Source organism: Micromonospora sp. ATA51, assembly GCF_016802855.1.
Lineage (GTDB): Bacteria > Actinomycetota > Actinomycetes > Mycobacteriales > Micromonosporaceae > Micromonospora > Micromonospora sicca.
The window spans coordinates 1-17,739 of record NZ_JAEVHJ010000022.1 but is presented as its reverse complement, the minus strand read 5'-3'; the positions used below and the strand labels follow the sequence as shown (position 1 = coordinate 17,739).

Here is a 17,739-nt window from a genome sequence, read left to right as displayed (position 1 = left end):
CCGACGCCTGCCACCAGGCCGGTGGACTGGTCTCGACGGGAGCCCAGCCGGCCGGCGGCCGCGTCGCATTCGGCATCAGGTACGCCAGCAGCGGGATGTGACCTCGGCCAGTGACGCGCCGCCGTGGTAGCCCGCCTTGCTGGGGCGGTAGCGCAGCATCGGGTCCCACAGCGCGATGATCCGCTTGCCGTCGGCCACCACCCGGGGGCCGGTCAGCTCCACCTCTCCCGGGGCGGCCGGGTCGGGGCCGGTGCGGTGCCGGGCCGAGGCGGCGTCGGCGGCCTTGACGTACTGCCCGCCCCGCTCCAGCACGTGCCCGTGGTCGCTGGTGATGACGACGGCGCGTCCGGAGGACCGGGCCTGGTCGAGCAGGCTGCGCAGGAAGCCGAGGTCGTCGAGCTGCCAGCCGGGTTCGTCGCCTTCGCGGCCGTGGGCCAGCGACTCGTCCACGGTGTTGATCACGACGGCCACCACGGGCGCCGCGCCGGCCACCGCCTCGGCCAGCTCGCTCGCGTACGCCCAGCCGGCTCCGCCCTTGGCGGGCCCCTTGTGGAAGATCCGGGAACCCTTGCCCCACCGGCCGTCGGCGAAGAGCTTCTTCTCGTGGTCCTGGTTGCCGGTGCGGAGAGCGCCGGCGAAGAGCGAGGTCCGGGACACCGCGGTCAGGGTGGGCAGGGCGGCCACGATCCCCCGCCGGCGGCCTGCGGCGGAACCGGCGAGCGGGTCGTACTCGACCCAGTGCTGGGACAGCTCGTCGGCGAGCTGCACGGCGACGGCGGCGCTCATCCCGTCGAGGACGACGAGCAGCACCGGCCGGTCGGCCTTGACCAGTGGGTCGATGACCCGGGGCAGGAGGTTCTCCACGGTGAGCAGGCCGCCGTCGTTGCCGGGGCCGGCGGTGGCCCACGCCGCGAGGCGACCGGCGAACGCCTGGTCCAGGTCCCGCCGCCGCTGCTGTGCCCGGTCGTGGATCTCGCGGAACGCGGTCTGCAGCTCGGGGTTGGCGTCGTCGCCGGCCCAGGCGTGGTGGAGCGCCACGTCGACCCAGCCCCACTGGCCGATCTGCTGGTCCACCCCGTCGGCCACACTTGCCGGCGGCTCCTGCTCGGTGCCGAGCCAGCGCACGAGCCGCTGGGCCATCCGGATCCGGCTGACCCGGGTGGCTTCCACGTCGGCCAGCCGGTGCCCGGCGAGCGCTTCGACCGCGTCGTCGAGCGCGCGGTCGGCCGGGTCGCGGAGCGCGGCCAGCAGCGCCTGCGCGGCGGCGGTGATCCGCCGGGTGAAGCCGGTGCGGAGGATCGGGCTGTGGCCGGCGCTGGCCGCCGCGTTGAACTGGACGAGGAGTTCCTCGGCCCGGTCCAGCACCGCGTTCCCCTGCAGCCGCGACTCCCGATCGCGCGCGGTCAGCATCCCGCTCACCACCTGGACCGCGGCGTCGGCGAAGCCGTGCACGGTGACGTCGTCGTTGAGGTTGCCGAAGTACTGGTCGATCCGCCCCTGCGCCCGCACCGCCTCGGCGGTGTCGGTGGTCCACAGCGCCTCGCAGACCAGACCGAGCGGAAGCGCGTCGGCGCCGTGCCCGGCGGCGATGAGCGCGAAGAGCGCCTTGGCGGGCCGCCCGAACTGCTCGATGAGCCACCCGGCCAGGCCGTCGCGCTCCGCCTCCCGGAGCAGCCCGAACGCCTCGACCGCGCCCGGCTCGGCACTCCACCGCAGCAGCGTCGTCACGTCCAGGTCGTCGGGGCTGTCACCCCGGCGCTCGAGACCCAGGCGTACGGCGGCGAGGTGCCGCAGCGCCACGTCGCGGGTGAGCACGGCGGTGGTGAGCTTCGGCCAACCGGCGGGCGGCATCGCGTCGAGCAGCGCCTCACCGGCCCAGCCTTCCCGCTCCAGGGCGCTGTCGGGCAGTTGCGCACCGAAAGCGTCCACGACCAGGTCCCAGGGCTCGACGGTGATCACCCGCTGCCGGAAGATCCGGCTCCGCACCCCGTGCCCGAGGCTGGACTCGGGAATGTCGGTGAGCAGGACCAGCACCTCGTCGCCGCGGTCGGCGGCGAGGTGCTCCCAGATGGCCAGCGGCGACACGCACGGCACGACCCGGGCCGGGCGTCCGCCGGGCAGCAGCATCGCCGGGTCGTGCGGCCAGGCCGGCTCGGCGCGCACGACCATCACCGGGTACGCCTCACCGTTGCGGTGCCGGTCGAGCTGCTGCGTCACCTTCTGCCGCAGCGCCACCGGGTTGATCCGCAGCGCCTGGGATAATGCGGGTGCCTGAGTCACGGCACGATTCTCCAGGTCACCTCGATGGTCGCGTCGCCCTGGTCAGCAGCGAAGGCGCGCAGCTGCTCCACGGCTCGATCGAGGTCGCCGGCCGCCACCGAGATCCGACCGCTCGGCTGATCGACAACGACCTCCGGAATGTCCTGGTCGATCGGGCGGCGCGGATGGACGATCTCGGCCGGGTCCTCGTCGCGTCCGGGCACGTGGACGACTTCCGGCTTTCGGGTGGCGCGGCGGATCAGGGCGGTGGAGTCGATCTGGGCGCGGCGCAGGGCCGGGGCGAGCGGGGCGGTCAGCTCGTCGGCCTGGGCAACGCGGCGAAGCTCGGCGAGAATCACCGCCGCCTCGGCCGCGTAGGGCTCGGGCAGCCCGGCGACGATCTCGAAGGTGTCCCACGGCGCGGCGGCGAGCGCCGCCGAGACCTGCGCGGCGCTCATGATGCTCTTGCCGGTCCGGTCGGCCGGGCCGGCGAGTTCGGCGCGGGCGAGCCGTTCGACGGCCTCCACCGCCGACCGTCCGTTGGCCAGTGCCTCCAGCAGGTCGGCGGCGGCGCGGGCGGTGGCCAGCCGTCCGCTGCCAGACTCCTTGTCGATTCCCAGCCAGGTCGCGTGCTGCTCCAGGCGGGCGACCAGTCCGTGAGCCGCTTCCCGGTGGCGGTTCGCGTGGGTGGTCAGGTCGCGGCCGAAGAGCGCCACCAGCCGGCCCCGCCGCAGGTCGAGCGGCTGGACGCCGAAGATGGCCGCGGAGCGGGCCCGCGCGGCCTGCCAGTCCTCCTCGGCGGGCAGCCGCTCCTCGCGGAGCATGTGATCCGCGGTGATCTTCCCCAGCTCGGGGGCCGGGATCACCTCGCTGCCGTGGAAGTAGAAGGCGCGGTCGGTCTGCTCGGCGAAGGTCGCCACGACGAGCTGCGCGACGATCGGGTCGAGGCCGCGCGGACTCGGATCGTCGATCCAGCGAAGCAGGTCATCCACCCGCAGCTCGCCGGTGATGCCCTCGCCGGACGCCTTGCGCTGGAAGTGCTGGACCCACTCCCCCTCGATGACGAAGGCCGCCTCGTGCATGGTGCCCAGCCCGAGCGGGTTGGCGATGCGTCGCACGGTCTGCCGGTGCGGACGGTCGACCTCGGCGCGTCCCTCGGGGGACTCGACGGCCCGGCGGACGTGGTCGAGCACCACCTTGACGTCGGCAAGGCGGATCGGGTCGCCCTTGCGGTCGGGGTCGAAGTCCGGGTGGGCCGGGTACTGCTGGCCGAGCATCTGGTCGCCGATGCTGCGCAGCGCGTCGTTGAAGGTTGCGCCCATCGGCAGCTTGGGCTCAAGCGCCCGGGTCAGCGACTGCAGGTGGTCGTCGAAGCCGAGCACCACGTCGGTAGCCTGCTTGCCGGCCAGACCGTACGCCTGGCGGAGCACGGCCTGCATCTTCGCGAGCAGCGCGCTGCGCTGGTTGGTCAGCGCGCCGTGCGCGCGGCGCCGGTCGTCCGGGTTGAGGTGGTCGGCGTGGCTGTCGAAGCGCTGCCCCTCGAGCAGCTTGTCGATGATGACGAGCTTGCCCAGCTCGGTGAGGCGTTCCACGGTGAGCGCCGCGGGGATCCAGCACACGGTGCGGGAGGTGGTCCGGCTGATCAGGTCCTGGACCCGCTGGCGGTCGTCGGCCGGGCCGTGGCTGCCGTCGTCGAACGGATAGTCGATGATCATCCGCCAGCCGGTCGGGTCGTTCGGGTGGAACGCCTCGTCACGGATGTCGTTGACGTCGCGCACGTTGCCGTAGACCAGTTCGATGCTGCGGCGGCTGCCCCGCCAGCTCAGCCCGGCCTCGGCGAAGAACGAGTCGCTCCACGGCACACCGAGCTGCTGCCAGAGCAGCCGCTGGACCATGTGCTTGCGGGCGCCCTCGTTGTCGTAGTGCTTGGCGGTGGCGAGGACGCTGTCGACGTCCACGCCGACCAGTTCCAGCGAGACGATCGGGTCGTCGCCCTCGCCGATGCGGATCTCGGCGAACCGGCCGGCCCAGTCGGTGAGCTTGCGGTTGACCTGGGCAACCTCACCGCCGGGGATCGGGCTGGTGATGCTGCCGTGGTTGAGGGCGGAGAGCCGCCGGGCGGTCAGGTTCCGCAGGGCCGGCACGCTGGGCGCGAGGGCGGCCAGCAGCAGCGTCTTCACCAGCCGGTCATCGCCGGTGAAGGCGCGGACCCGCCCGGCCACGTCGCCCGGCAGCGGGGTGCCCCGACGGGCGGCCTCCAGATCGTCGTCGGTGAGGTCGTACTGGCCGAGTAGGTAGGGGCGCAGCTTCAGGTCGTAGAGCTTCTGGGCCATCTCGAACTCGGCCTTGAGCTTCTCGGTGAAGGGCTGGTCCCCGCCCCCGCTGATCACGTCGTAGAGGTCGCCGAGCGGGACGAGCTGGCCGAGGCGCAGCGTGTCCCGGCGGTCGACCAGGAGCTGGCGCATCAGCTTCAGCGCGGTCCGGGAGCGCTGCAGCGCGCTGGACACGTGCACCAGCGTGGAGAGGAACGCCGGGCTGAACGGGTACGTCGACCGGAAGGCGTCGATGTCCGCGCCGCTGCCCGAGTCCGTGCCGAGGAGGGTGTCGAACACCTCCCGCCGTACCTTGGTGGTGGCGTCGAAGGCCTTGCCGATCGCCGCGGCGGCCGTGGTGTCGCGGGGTTTGAGCAGCCGGCGGCGGGCGATCTCCGGAAGGTTGCGGTCCTCCAGCTTGATGACGTCGAACCGGCCGCTGGCCAGGTTGAGGGTGTCCTGGTAGCTCAGCTCGTTGGCGCCAGTGACCTCCTCGCCGACGAGTTCGCGCAGGTCACGCTGGCGGGCGATGAAGCTGACCACCGGGATGGGCCGGCGGGTGTCGCCGCCCTCGACGAAGTTGGTGATCTTCTGGATCTCGCGGGAGACGAACTGCTGGTCGCCGATGGAGTTGGCCAGCCAGAGGATCAGCTCGTCGAGGAAGAGGATCAGGCCGTGGTAGCCGAGTTCCTTGGCGTGCCGGCTGATCTCGGTGAGGCCCCGGTCGAGCGAGACGAACGCCTCGGCATCCTCCCGGGCGTTGCTGAAGAAGCCCTTGTTCCAGCTGGTCAGCAGGTCGTTGACGAGCTTGCGGCGCAGCTCGTCGGAGTACGCGCCGGCGAACGCCTGGTCGAGGCGCTCGGGCGTCCAGGTCTCGGTCTCGCCCCACTCGTCCTCGGCGTCCCCGCCGGGGAGGCCGTCGATGAACTGCTTGTCACCGATCTTCTCCCGCAGCGAGGCGGCCTGGTCCAGCAGCGCGTCGGTGCGGTGTACCGCCGGGATGGGGGCGCCGGGGTGAAGCGCGCGCACCCGGTCGACGTAGCCGCCGAGCACCCGCTGCTCCAGCGAGCGGGCGTCGAGCAGGTGGTACGGGATGAGCAGGAATTTGCGCCCGTCCAGCCAGACGCTGTGCTTGGCGACCAGCGGGGCCAACTCGTCCCGGCCGCGGGCGGCGGCCTCGCCGCGCAGCAGCGCGTGCAGCACCGCCATGAAGTGCGACTTACCGGAGCCGAAGGAGCCGTGCAGGTATGCGGCCTTTGAGGCGTGGCCTTCGACCGCGGAGCGGATCAGCCCGAGCGCCTCGTCAAAGTTACCGAGCAGCCGGTCCGTGACGACATAGTCGCGGAGGGTGGCGTCGGCATCGGCGACACTGTCGGCGAGCTTGAGCACGAAGTCACTCGTGCTCGTGCGCTCCGGGATCTCGATGAACTCCCGGAGCAGCGGCGCAGGGGTGGGCGAAGACATGCTGCACACCGTACCGATCACCAGCCACCGCCGGTGTGCACCGGGGGCGCGTCACGGCCCACCGTGCGGGCAGACTGCTCACCGCCGGGCGGTCGGGATTTCGCTGCCGACCGCGCGCCGGAACTGGTCGACGGCGCCGCCCCGGACGTCGAGGCTGGCGCGCGCGGCCCGGTAGAACGTGTCCCGGGTCTCGTCGGCCCGGCGGACCAGCGCGGCGAGGTCGTCCGGCGGGTCCGGCAAGGCACGCGCCGCCAGCTCCAGATTCCGGACGGCGTGACGCCAGGTCGACGCCGCGCGCACCGTGGCCTCGTCGCCGAGCAGCAGGACCGATTCCCAGGCCAGGCTGTGCCGCTCAGCGGCCTCCGCCAGCCGCGCCAGCCCTTCCTCCGGGCGCAGTGGAGGCGTACGAGCACCCGTCCGGTGCGCGCTGAGCATCCCCATCGCCAGCAGGTGGATCTCCTTCACCGCACGGGTGAACTCCGCATACGCGTCCAACCGCCGCTCGTCCCAACGGACGGTCTGGTTGCGCCGCCACCGGCCACGCTCAGTCACCGTCGTGACGATCATCGTGCCGGCCGTGCCGATCAGCACACCGAGCAGTGCCGGCAGCTGCGTCACCAGGGATTCGGTTGCGTTCAACACGGGCTCCTCATCACGGTCCAGCCGCCCAGCCCGCCGGCCGTTTGGTTGATGCAGCCCTTTGGCGTTTGCCGACAGTGGCTGAGCCAGAGACACCTGGGACGATAGCGACACCAGTCACCTGCCGCTGCCCAGCAGTGAGGGTCGGCCTGGTGTTGTTGTTGGTGTCGCTACCACCACCTATGGTGTACGTCAGTTCGGGAGGGGACAAGACGTGACCACTGACAACAAGGCACCCGTGCCAGTATGGACACTCGCCACGGAGGCCGTGAGCGTGCCGAAGGTGCTGGGCGATGAGGGCATGACACCGGCCCGACTCGCAGAACTGAGAACAGTCCTGGCAACACTTGCGGATTCCCCGATCGCCACGCTGGAAGCGCATCCGATGTCAACCAAGCGCGACCGGAACGGCGGGATTCCGCTTCATGCAGCCAGTCCCCTCGCTCAGCAGTTGTCGCAGCTCGTGGCTCAGACAGCGAAGTCAGCGCCTCCGACGCTGAACGTCGCCGCTACCGGTGACGTGCTCTACCGAATGGTGATACCGGCAAAGGTCGCCGCACAGGTCGGTAAAGGACTTGTCAAGCCCATGGCTGCGAAGGCATCTGCAGCAGGTATTCGCGGCGCACTGGTCAACTCCACCGGCGGCATCGCAGCCCATGCCACGTTTGTGCCCGTTGCCGGCAAGGCCGCTGTTGCAGGTGCTGCAACCGGCTCGGCCACCACAGCTGGTGTGGCCGCGGCCAGCGCCGGAGCGTTGACAGTGGCCGCGCCACTTGTGCTGATGGCCGTCGCGGTCGGCGTCAGCGCCTACGCCGATCACCAACGCCAGAAGGCGATCGAGCGAATCACCGACCTCCTGGAGCAGTTGCACGAAGACAACCTCGAGAACGAGCGCAGCGAGTTGGATGGTTGTCGTGACGCGATCGACAAGGCGACGTCGGTCCTCCTCGACCAGGGCAGAATCGGCCTGTCGTTGGGACTGGATTCCTCGTCGTACGCGATCAGCACGGCGATCGAACGAACCAATCGTCGGCTCACAAAATGGCAAGATGCGCTGGCCAAACTGCCCGACGGCCCGGTTGAAGTTGGCGCGTTGACGACTTCATTCCCCGGCATCAACGAGGAAGGCGGCGCATTCCGCGCACACTTGGAGCTTGCCCGGCTCGCCATTGCTCTCAAACGCCGAGTGCTCGTGCTTCAAGCAGTTGAACACGCTCAACAGGCGGGTACGAACAATCCGTTCAAGAGCTTTATCGGAACGTTGCGCGACGACGAGCGTCGGGTCGACGAGTTGGAATCAGGCATCAACTCGGTCCTACTTCGACTGTCGACTCTCGAGTTGAGGCGGCACGGCGGTTTCCGAAGCATCATGTTCACGCAGGGCGAGGTCGACGACCTACTCAAAGCCGCATATCGCCTTCGCGCCTTGGGCGATGGCCTCAACGTGGGAATCCACCAAGCTGACGTTGCGATCGAGATCGAACGAAGCAGTGACGGATCGCTCGTAGTGTTCCCTGCAGTCGCTGCCTGACCGGACGCCGCGCGCATACTGATTGACCACCTCGATCTCGGTTTCGGTGGTGAAGCGTTTCGGCTGGTCGAGGGGCCTGGCCGAGGCCGAGCGGCGTGCTGCTCGGCCTCGGCGCCTCCGTCAAGCCCTGGCCACGAGCACAGTGACCAGGGTGTCGCCGTCGCAGTCCGGCACCTCGCGCAGCGTCCAGCGCCCGACCAGACCCTTGCCGGCGAAGTTCGACTCCGCGTCGCGGTCCTCGACCTCACCTTCCTTGAGCGTCAGCCCGGCCGCCGGGTAGGCCCGCTGCATGAACGCGAGGGTCGAGCGAAAGTCGCTCGGCGTCACCGCCGTGACCACCAGCCGCCCGCCGGACCGCTCCTCGGAGCCGGTGAGGACGGCGTCGGACGGCAGCGGAACCTCGCCCGGGAGCGCGGTGGGCCGCGGCACGGCCGTCGCCGCGTCGGCGCAGACGAGGGTGGCGGCCGAGGATCCGGCTCGGGGCTCCGCCGCGCCGGGAGCGTCCGGATCGCCGAGGTCCGTCTCGTCCGCGGTGCCGCCGCAGCCGGTGAGGGCTGCGGCGGCGGCCAGCACGAGAGCACCCGCTCGTACGCGGATCACTTCTTCTTCACCTTCGCCGTCGTGACCGGGTCGGACGCGGCGAACAGCGACTTCCCGCCGCTCTGCCGGGCGATGGTGGCCAGCGCGTCGAAATTCTGCGCGCCGCCGGTGGCGCAGGCGCCGGTGCATCCGTCGGCGTACCCGACGAGGACGCGGCCCTGCTTGTCCAGCTGGACGTCCATGAAGTCGAGCAGGTTCCGGTCGGTGCCGCAGGTGGTGCCGCCGGTGCAGATCGAACCCTTCTGCACCGCGTCGTTCGGCGTCGCGTCGGTCAGCGACCAGGTGCGCCCGCCGTCGTAGGTGACGGTGACGTACAGGTGCCACTCGCCGGTGAAGTTGGTGGCGTCCTGGTAGTTGCCGCTGGTCGTCGTGCCGAGGAAGGCGAACGCGGCCCGGGCGGGGTCGCCGGCGACGACGGCCGGGAACACCACGTTCTGCACGCCCAGCGCGGCGCGACGTCCTGGTCGCTCTCCCAGGTGCGGCCCTTGTCGTGCGAGACCGCGACGTGCGCGTGGCCGTCGGCATTTTGGTAGCCGAAGTAGACCGTGCCGTCCGAGCCGATGCCCACGGACGGGTCGCTGTCCGCCGGCAGGCTGGTCGGCACCTTGCGTACCTGCCAGGTCAGGCCGTTGTCCTCGGAGAGCGCGACGGCCTGGTTGCCGCCGCAGCCCTTGTTGGGTACGTAGACCGTGCCGTCCTTCGGGGAGACCTTGACGTGCCCGTGCAGGCCGCCGCAGTCCAGCAGGGTGTACATGGGTACGGCCGGGCCGAAGGTCAGCCCCCCGTCGCGACTGGTCGCACAGAGCGCGTCGGCGATGTCCTGCGAGCAGTAGTAGACGGCGTTCGGGTAGAGCGGGGTGCCGCCGACGCCGTTGGGTGACCAGCGGCCGCCGCCGACGGTCTGGTGGTCGACGCCGGAGTTGATGCCCCCACCCTGCGACGGGGTCCAGGTCTCGCCGTCGTCGTCTGTGTAGCACATCAGCGAGGTCTTGCCGGCCAGTTGCGACTCGAACGTGCGGCCCGTGTCGTGGTCGGTGAACAGGATCGGGTCCAGCGAGGCGTTGGCCGTGCACTTGGGCAGGTGGCCACTCTTGTCCTCCCACGCCGCGGTGGCCGGGGACTTCGTGTCGTCGAAGGAGACCCGGTACGTGTCGGTGTACGCCTGGTACATGACCTTGCCGGTCTTCCAGTTGACCCCGATCGACGGCTCGCCGGCGTCATGGGCGCGCGGCAGCGTCCCGAGTGCCGGGTAGTTGGTGAAGGAGGCGGCACCCACCGGCCCTGGCGCCGGAGCGGCCGGCTTCGCCGCGAGCTCGGCGGTCGCCGAGTAGCTTTCGCCCAGCGGGGCGAACGGCACGATCCGCACCGTGTACTGACCGGCCACCGGCGGCACGACCAGGGTCTCCGGGTCGGCGGTCGAGGCCGCCTGCCCCACCTCGACGCCGCTGCGGTCGTACAGGTAGACGTCGAAGTCGGCAGCGGAGTTGGGCCAACTCACCTTGATCTTCAGGTCGTTGGCGGCGTAGTACCCTGCCGGGACGTCGACGGTGAGCGCGTAGTCGTCACAGGGCGCTGCGGCGTTGCACGTCAGCGTGCCGGTCGTCGCCGTGGCGTTGGGCACCGCGAACGGCCCGCCGGTCCAGGTGGCGGTCGGCCTGGTCGACGACACCGTCCCGGCGCCGGGGGTGGCCGCCTCGGCGGCGGTCACTCCGCCGATCGCCATCACCAGCAGCGTCGCAGCCGCGAGCGCCACCGAACGGGGCACCCGGGTCCTCCTGGCACGTAGCTCCATGACATCCCTGCCTTCCTCGGCCACGTCCGGCGTGCCGATACGAATGTTGCATCGTTCGGCGCAGACCAGACGTAACACCGTGGACAAGGTGTCGCACGCTGGATGCCCTCATCGTGGGGACGTGGGAGGGACTTTCCGAATAGAGGCACTTGTTCAAGTATGTGAATGCCACGCCCCGCGTCCGCGTGACTGCCACCAGCTCGGTTACCCCTTGTGTGACACCAGTCATCACTGCTTCCTCAGTGGATCGTCTCCGCGTAAACGGAGGGGCAGCCGCGCGGGGCGGTGCCCGGCCGCAGCGGCACCGTCCCCGCTCGGCCAACACCTCCGACAGCTCGTGGACGTCCGTGGGCGAGCCCACAGGCGGCCCGGGGGTGGACACAACTTGCCTTGGCAAGTAGCCCTTCTCCCGGCAAGATGCAGGTCTACAGGAACGGAGACAAGCCATGCCGCGTGTCCGTCGAACAATAACCGTCGAACTGCGCTACGACACTCCTGACGAGGATTACGCCCGGCTGGCCAACGCGATTTGGTCGCTGGCAAGCATGAGTGACCACGTCCACGCCGTTCAGCAGGACAGCAAGGCCGATCCGGATTACCTCAACCATTGGTACGACGATGACGGCCGCCGAGCGCGCTGGAGTTGACGCTCTCGCTCTGGCCTGTCCATCCGACAATGCAGCCGGCCGGCCGGGCCACCCGCCGGTCAGTACGGGTGCCGCCGGACGAAATCGACCACTAGCAGCACCACGACCGGGCCAGCTGTCACGTGTCGGTGTCAGTCCGCCACACCGAGCGTCGCTCGAGTCCCGGACGCGCAGGCAGCGGACCGCGATTGCGATCATCGAAAACCAGCGTGCCCAAGTAGGACACGCCACGCCATCACCTCCGGCGCGGCGCAGTGCTCGATGCCCGTGAGAGCCAGGCCGTCCGGGAAGCGTGCGGCGAAGTCACGACTGCGCCCCGACCGGCTCGTAGTCGTATCCGGGCGTCGGCGCCAGGCCGAGTAGAGCGTCGAGGGCGTCCACCGTGTCCGCGCCCCACATCTTCGAGAGCACCCAGGTTCTGCCGTCTCGATGAATCGGGCTCTCGAAAAACCATCGCTCAAGCTGACGGCCGCTTCCGTGGGCCCGAACGAAGGCTTCCTGATGTGCGTCACCGACGAGGATGCCGTCGACCGGCAGCAACCGCGGCCATCCGGGGAGGGCCTCTGCCATCCGGTCGACGTCCACACCGGCTTCGTGCAGCGCGCTGATGAGCGCCAGCAGCGCTCTGCGCTTCGGCAACGCTCCCGTCCTCCGCGACGGCGTGATGATCACGTACCTGGTCAGGTCCCGACCGCTGCTCGCTTCAGCGGCTCGTGCGGCGGTCTCCCGGCGGCGCAACTGAACGGTGAGTTCCGCCGCCTCGGGCAGCGGGATGACCTGCTGCACGTCGAGGAGCCTCCTCTCCCCGATCCGGTACGGCGTCAGGCGGATACAGGTGATGTCCAAGCCGTATATGTCGTTGAGCCAAAGTACGGTCGTGGTGATTTGGGGATCGAAGCCGGCGGAGGCGAGGATGATCCGGACCTGACGCTGAATGACTGCGGAGTCGCCGCCGGCCTCGTCCAGCCGCTCGGCGAGGCGCTTTCTTGCACCGTCGGCGTTCCCGGGATCGGTCCGGGCGAGGTGCCGCTGGTACGTGTCGACGAGTTGCTCGAACGTCATCGCCGAGACCATCGCGGCATACCGGAGCGCTTGGAGCTCCATGTGTCCGCCGTCCTCGGTGCGCTTGAGTTCCACGACCACCAGCCGGCCGCTGCGGTCGACGCAGAGCAGGTCGATTCGTCGCCGTACCTCGAAGTCACCGAACTCCTCGGCGACGACCAGCAGGTCCTCCCCGGGGGCGGCGATGTGCTCGCGAAGCGCGCGTTGAAGGTCCGCGCGCTCCAGGATCTGCTCGGCGGCAAAGGTGGAGGACGGCACGGGAACGAGTTCCCCGCCGACGGTCATCTCGAACAAGCCCACCCGATGAGTCTGTCGAAAGATCGGTGGTCGTCAAGGGTGCCGAAGGGTGGCTCGAACGCCGCGCCCACCTCGCGGGTCGCACCCCACTAAGCTGCGTCTACCGTGATTTCGCCAGGTAGAGGGATGCTCTGATGACCGCCACCCGCACCACCGCGCTCGTCGCCACCGTTGTCACCGCGATGTCGGCGCTCGTCGGCTGCGGCGGTGGCGATGCCGCACCTCAGTCGGCGGCTTCGACGTCGCCGCCTCGTCCTCGGCGGCTGCCGCCACTCCGGCGGCACCGAGCTACAAGATCCTCGACAAGGCCGCTCTCGCCAAGGCGCTGCTCCCGCTCAAGGAGATGCCGGCTGGCTACAGCGAGGACCCGTCCAAGGACGAGGACGGTCCTGACAAGACCTTCTGCAACTACCGGCAGCCGTACACGGCGAAGATCGAGGTTTCCGCTGCGTATCAGAAGGGTGGCGGCCTGAAGACCGAGATCGCGTCGATCGCCCTACGGCAGTACGCCAACGCCGACCAGGCGAAGGCTTCATTCGCCAAGATGGCCGAGACGCTGGAAACCTGCAAGCAGGACACCTCGGAGGGACAGAAGCTCACCTACGCGCTGATGAACCTGCCGAAGACGGGCGATGACAGCCTCGGGGTACGCATCGAGACGCAGGGCGCGACGGTCTTGCAGGGATTTGCCGTCGTGGGGCCGACGCTCATCTCGACCGGCGCCGGCGGCCTCATGAGCGCCGACGCCGACGTCGTCGCTGACCTGCTCGACAAGCAGGTGGACCGGTACTCGGCCGCAGCCGCCCGTTAACCTTTCCAGCGAGCCTTACGGGAGCCGGTACGGTTGTGGCCAGGGTTGACTGAGCATCGTCGGTCAGCCGCGACGAGCGCCTCACCGTCCACGACCAGTTCGGCGTAGAGCAGTGCGACCGGCGTCACCCGGTCACCGGCAAGCTGCTCGAGAGCGCGACGATCGACGGTAGAAAACCGCTTGCCTTCGGCTTGGGCTCGGAGCAGCCCGGCCAACCGGGAACATGTCCGACCGGAGCAATTCAGCCGCGCGCTGCGCCTCCTCGTTTACGCCTCGGCTTCATCAATCACCAGCACCGGCGTGGGATCGCGGCCTTCTGTCAGCGCAGCTGTCCAATCCGAAGCGCGCTCACCCTGCAGCAGGATGACGTGGCTGTCACCGCAGATGGCCGGCCAAGCCCGGTCCGTACATCTCGATACGACCAGGACGGGCGTCACCCACATTCCGAGCGTCGCCAGGCGGTGACGGTATTCGAGGACCTGACCGAGGCCGAGCCGGAGCTGCTCGACCTCGTTGCCGCCGACCACGCTCTTCACCTCGGCGATGAACTGCCGCCCCTCGGTGTCTCGCCAAGCCAGGTCGACATTCACCCCAGCGAGCCCGGCGCCGACCCGTAACCCTGACGCGGCAAGGTGGTCGACCAACGCTCGGCAAAGTCGGTCGTGTTCGTTCACCCCGGCCCGGTAGGCCGCTGCGTCAAACGACCGCTGCGCGGGCAGTTCAGCGGGCACGGCCGAGCCGGTGTACGGCCGGTCGAAGCCCTGGCCACCGATGGGGGCCGCCGGCGACTCAGCAGCGAGCAGCGTCTCGGCAGCCAGCCAGGCGCGTGCCGCGATCTCCGGCCGGTACCTGCTCTTGAAGGGGAACGGGCCGGCGGCCACCCACCCGTTGAGCATCCGCGCGCCGGCCATGACCGGCGGCTGCCGCAGCAACCACTGCGCGGTACGGATGTCCGGGCAGCGCAGCAGGTACTTGTCTTCGGCGAGTGTCCTGGTGCCGTCCCGCGCGAGTTCGACACCTCGCCGCTCCCACTCCTCCTCGTCGAGCGCGCCGGCGTCGACGGCACTGTCGAGCGGCGCCGCGAGACCCGGAGCCACACTTCCGCGCCGTCCTCCAGGACGCCGAAGGTTTCCAGTACGCCCACCGTCAGCCGCAGCAGTGGCGCACCGCCCTGGTCGACCTGGGACAGCAGCCAGTGCCTGCCGGCGGTCGCCGCGGCTTCGGGCACTGTCATCCGGGTGACCCAGCCCGCCAGCGCCCACGCCGCCTGCTGGGTCCCGTCAAGCCCATCCGTCCAGTCGCCCTCGAAGGCGGCCGGCCCAGGGTCGAGCGGCGCCGGCTCGGGCTCGGCGAGCGCCCACGCGGCCAGCTCGCCCGGACTGGTGAGCTGCCAGAGCCGAGACCGGCGCTGCGCCAGGACGTCGGCCAGTTCGTCGGCGTACTCCGGCAACAACCATGCGGTGGTCGGGGCGGGGATCGGGTCGACGGCCGTCATGCCTTGGCCTTGCGACCGCGGGTGGCCTTGGCCGGTCGCCACGACGTGAGCGCATCGTCGGTGAGGTGGAGGCGGTTGGTGGTCTCGGCGAGGAAGCCGGCGTAGATGTCCGCCGGCGAGGCGCCCCATTCGGGGTCGAACTCGCCGTGCCACTGGCGTACCCAGCCCAGGATCTCGCGCAACCCCGCGACCAGCGGCAACAGCCGGTCGGTGGCCCAGCCGTCCTCCTGCTCGCGGGCGACGATCAGGGTGGCCAGGGCCTGGGCCTGCTCTCGGTGGTCCCAGCCGGCCCAGCCGACCAGCAGCGACGGGTCACCGTCGCGGCTGGCACCCGGGTACGACACGAGCCGCTCCTTGGGCACGTCGAGCTTGCCCCGGTGCCGCCAGTAGCTGGTCTTGAGGAAGTCCGCCGAGGTGTACTTCGGCGGCACCGGGATCTGCTTGCGGAACTCCCGCTTCGCCGCCTCGTCGGGCAGCGCGTCCTCCTGCCGCTGCAGGTCCCACACCTGCTCCCAGTCCGCCCGCTTGGCCAGGCCGGAGTCCTTGTAGCGCAGCGCGGCCAGGTGCGGCACGTGCTCGTCGGCGACCAGGTCGGCGATCACCTTGCCGAGGTCCTGACCGGGCGCGTAGAGGCCGGCGACGGTGAGCACGTCGGCGTCGCGGCGCAGCTCGTCGGCGAGCTGGGCGGTGGTCAACGGGCGCGGCTGCTCCAGCCCGTCGACGTGGTGGTACCACAACTCCCGCGCCTCGCACCGGTCCAGCAGCCAGTCGCGCAGCGCCTTCGCCTGCATCCCGTCCCAGCCCTCGGTCGCCCAGCGCCGCTTGCACTCCGGCCGCTCAATCAACCCGATGTTGCGATTGCCCTCGATGACCGCGATCCGCCGCTCCACCATCGACCGGTACTCATCCGACCAATGCGCCGGCAGCTCGGTGATCGGCGTCGACCCGTGCCGAGCGAACCACTGCGTCTCCGCCTCACCCGCGGCGACCTTGCGGGCGAGCACGATCTCGAACGCCCGCTGCCCCAGCTGCAACATCGGCGGCCGAACACTCTCCGGCGCGGTCAAGTCCTCGTCCAGCAGGCCGTAGAGCGAGTAGACCTGCCAGTCCAGCTCCTCCTGCAAACAGATCATCTGGCCACGCCTGGCCTGCCACTCGTAGGCGGCGGCGTCCAGCCGCTCGCGGGTAAGCACTCCGGAGGCCGCGACCGCCGCTGGGCTCACCGTGGCGAGCCGCTGCGCCAGCCCGTCAATCTCCCGGCTCACTTCGAGGGGGTACGCCGACGGCAGCGGAAACTCCTGCAGCTTGGTACCGGTGAACTCGAAGAACCTCTCCCACTCCTGGCTCTTGAAGCCCTCGTTGACGCCCTGACTTCCCTTGTCGTGGCAAACCTGCTTGAGCCAGAAGCAAGAGGTGGAACTGTTGAGGAGTCCCAACAACCGCAAGTGATCATCTTCGGACGCCCCGTCCGCCAACTTGAGCGCAGGCGCAGTGCGGTTGAAGACCTTGCCACCGCGGTCGAGCGCGAACTGGTTGTGAGTGGCTACAAAGGAGAAACCAATCGAGCGGGGCTCGGCATATCGCTTTGGAAAGAACATGCTGTGGTCAAACCAGCGGAGACCCCGCTGCTCGGGTGTCTGACCAAAGTCCATTCGCCGTCGGAGCAGGGTGCGACTTCGCCAATAGAACTGTTCTTCCATTAGATTTATGACCCGACTATTGGCTTTTACGTCGTAGGGAAATGCTGTCCAGATCGGCGTTTCGAGCGCATAGTCGCGCAGGTCCTCACCTCGGACAACCGGCACGGCCGCGTCACGTAGCCCGTGGGTGCGAGCTGATGCCGCTGGCATATAGAAAGCATCATCAAGCCCTGTATGAGTCGTGCGTCCGATCACGTCAACCACCGCACCAAGCCTCACTGGCCTAGCCTCGAGTGCCGCAAGGAGCCCGCTGGCTCCACCGCCGGAAAGACTCCATGGGAATTTGGCCAAAGCGCTTCGAGGAAGGTCCGTCACGCTGACCCACTCACTGTCCGAGCCAGGCCTGCTCACCTGATCAGTGATTGCGGTCCAAACGAATCCGCGCGCCGGATCATCGGGAGCCGACGGCTCGCCTCGGATGCCTAAGACCGCACGGATCGTCTCCTGACGATTGCGGCTTCTGTTGCGACCAATCAAAAGCACGGTCGGAGTGCCATGGCCGGGGACATAGGCACCAGATGTGTCAACCACATGCGTTAACTCGGCCTTGTGGGCTAGGAAGTCCTCAATCAGCTTCTTGCCAAACTCGCGCTTCATGAACGAGTTTGCCGTGATCTGGCCGACGTAACCTGCGCCCCGGCCATCAGCGGCGGGCGTCTTCGCCAGCTCGAAAAAGCGCTGCGCGAACGGCACCGACAGGGCGTACTGACGGTGGCAAACGTCCGCATAGGCTTGCCGGTAGCGCCGGTTAGCGGCGTCATCGCTCGGCGTAATGTATGGCGGGTTTCCGACGACGACGTGCCACCGACCTTCTTCGAGAATGCCAGAGTGCTCCTGCACGTCCTCCGTGGCGTAGTTGAAGTCGATCAGCTCTCCCGCCTCGTTGATGAACGCGCGCTGATCGCTCCTGTTAAGTGAGTCCCCGACAGCGAAGTGAAGGGGAAATACGTAGCTCGCCGTATCGGCGAGGGTCTTGACAGCACAGGCGCGTAGGGCCGCAACGAGGAGGCGGAAGCGGGCGATGGCCACAGCGAAGGGGTTGATGTCGATGCCGTGGACGGCGTCGAGGGCCAGGCGTACCCGCTCGTGGGGGTCCCGGTTGGGGGCGTGATGCTCCCACTCCTTGAGGA

12 protein-coding genes are annotated in these 17,739 nt (G+C 69.3%); 4 read left to right on the top strand and 8 right to left on the bottom strand.

Going from position 1 to position 17,739, the window contains the following annotated elements; all coding sequences use genetic code 11:
* Nucleotides 1-75: 75 nt before the first annotated feature.
* The 3 genes from pglZ to JNW87_RS06285 form a co-directional block, all read right to left on the bottom strand.
* Nucleotides 76-2,280 carry a BREX-2 system phosphatase PglZ gene (pglZ, locus tag JNW87_RS06295; protein WP_238453282.1) on the bottom strand — a complete coding sequence of 735 codons (2,205 nt, stop codon included), beginning with the start codon at nt 2,278-2,280 and terminating at the stop codon, nt 76-78.
* The gene (locus JNW87_RS06290) at nt 2,277-6,035 is read right to left on the bottom strand and encodes a phage resistance protein (RefSeq protein WP_146231013.1); all 3,759 of its coding nucleotides are present in this window, start codon (nt 6,033-6,035) and stop codon (nt 2,277-2,279) included. The genes pglZ and JNW87_RS06290 overlap by 4 nt, the downstream gene beginning before the upstream one ends.
* Nucleotides 6,036-6,113: 78 nt before the next feature.
* Nucleotides 6,114-6,674 (bottom strand): hypothetical protein, encoded by a 561-nt coding sequence (locus tag JNW87_RS06285; protein ID WP_109801115.1) that lies wholly within the window; start codon nt 6,672-6,674, stop codon nt 6,114-6,116.
* A gap of 214 nt (nt 6,675-6,888) precedes the next feature.
* On the opposite strand from JNW87_RS06285, the gene JNW87_RS06280 reads away from it, so the two are divergent.
* Nucleotides 6,889-8,205, top strand: coding sequence for a hypothetical protein (locus JNW87_RS06280; protein WP_109801105.1), 1,317 nt, complete (start codon nt 6,889-6,891; stop codon nt 8,203-8,205).
* A 120-nt stretch (nt 8,206-8,325) separates the two neighbouring features.
* Here the strand turns inward: JNW87_RS06280 and JNW87_RS06275 are convergent, their stop codons facing one another.
* Nucleotides 8,326-8,805: a hypothetical protein gene (locus JNW87_RS06275; RefSeq protein ID WP_146231012.1), complete on the bottom strand. Its 480-nt coding sequence runs from the start codon at nt 8,803-8,805 to the stop codon at nt 8,326-8,328.
* A gap of 271 nt (nt 8,806-9,076) precedes the next feature.
* Nucleotides 9,077-10,570 (bottom strand): sialidase family protein, encoded by a 1,494-nt coding sequence (locus JNW87_RS06270; protein WP_238453281.1) that lies wholly within the window; start codon nt 10,568-10,570, stop codon nt 9,077-9,079.
* A 473-nt stretch (nt 10,571-11,043) separates the two neighbouring features.
* On the opposite strand from JNW87_RS06270, the gene JNW87_RS06265 reads away from it, so the two are divergent.
* Nucleotides 11,044-11,244, top strand: a complete 201-nt coding sequence (locus JNW87_RS06265; RefSeq protein WP_146231011.1) for a hypothetical protein — start codon at nt 11,044-11,046, stop codon at nt 11,242-11,244.
* Nucleotides 11,245-11,547: 303 nt separating this feature from the next.
* Here the strand turns inward: JNW87_RS06265 and JNW87_RS06260 are convergent, their stop codons facing one another.
* A complete protein-coding gene (locus JNW87_RS06260) occupies nt 11,548-12,348 on the bottom strand; it encodes a hypothetical protein (RefSeq protein WP_146231010.1) in 801 nt (266 codons plus the stop codon).
* Between JNW87_RS06260 and JNW87_RS06255 the strand changes: the two genes are divergently transcribed.
* Both JNW87_RS06255 and JNW87_RS06250 read left to right on the top strand, forming a co-directional pair.
* Nucleotides 12,349-12,696 carry a hypothetical protein gene (locus JNW87_RS06255; protein WP_146231009.1) on the top strand — a complete coding sequence of 116 codons (348 nt, stop codon included), beginning with the start codon at nt 12,349-12,351 and terminating at the stop codon, nt 12,694-12,696. It begins immediately after the preceding gene.
* 250 nt (nt 12,697-12,946) lie between these two features.
* A complete protein-coding gene (locus tag JNW87_RS06250; RefSeq protein WP_238453280.1) occupies nt 12,947-13,414 on the top strand; it encodes a hypothetical protein in 468 nt (155 codons plus the stop codon).
* Between the two features lie 266 nt (nt 13,415-13,680).
* On the opposite strand, the gene JNW87_RS06245 is transcribed toward JNW87_RS06250, so the two are convergent.
* Both JNW87_RS06245 and pglX read right to left on the bottom strand, forming a co-directional pair.
* Complete coding sequence (locus tag JNW87_RS06245) at nt 13,681-14,346, bottom strand: hypothetical protein (RefSeq protein ID WP_238453279.1); 666 nt, start codon at nt 14,344-14,346, stop codon at nt 13,681-13,683.
* Nucleotides 14,347-14,905: 559 nt separating this feature from the next.
* A partial coding sequence (gene pglX / locus JNW87_RS06240; RefSeq protein WP_238453278.1) for a BREX-2 system adenine-specific DNA-methyltransferase PglX occupies nt 14,906-17,739 on the bottom strand: 2,834 nt, incomplete at its 5' end.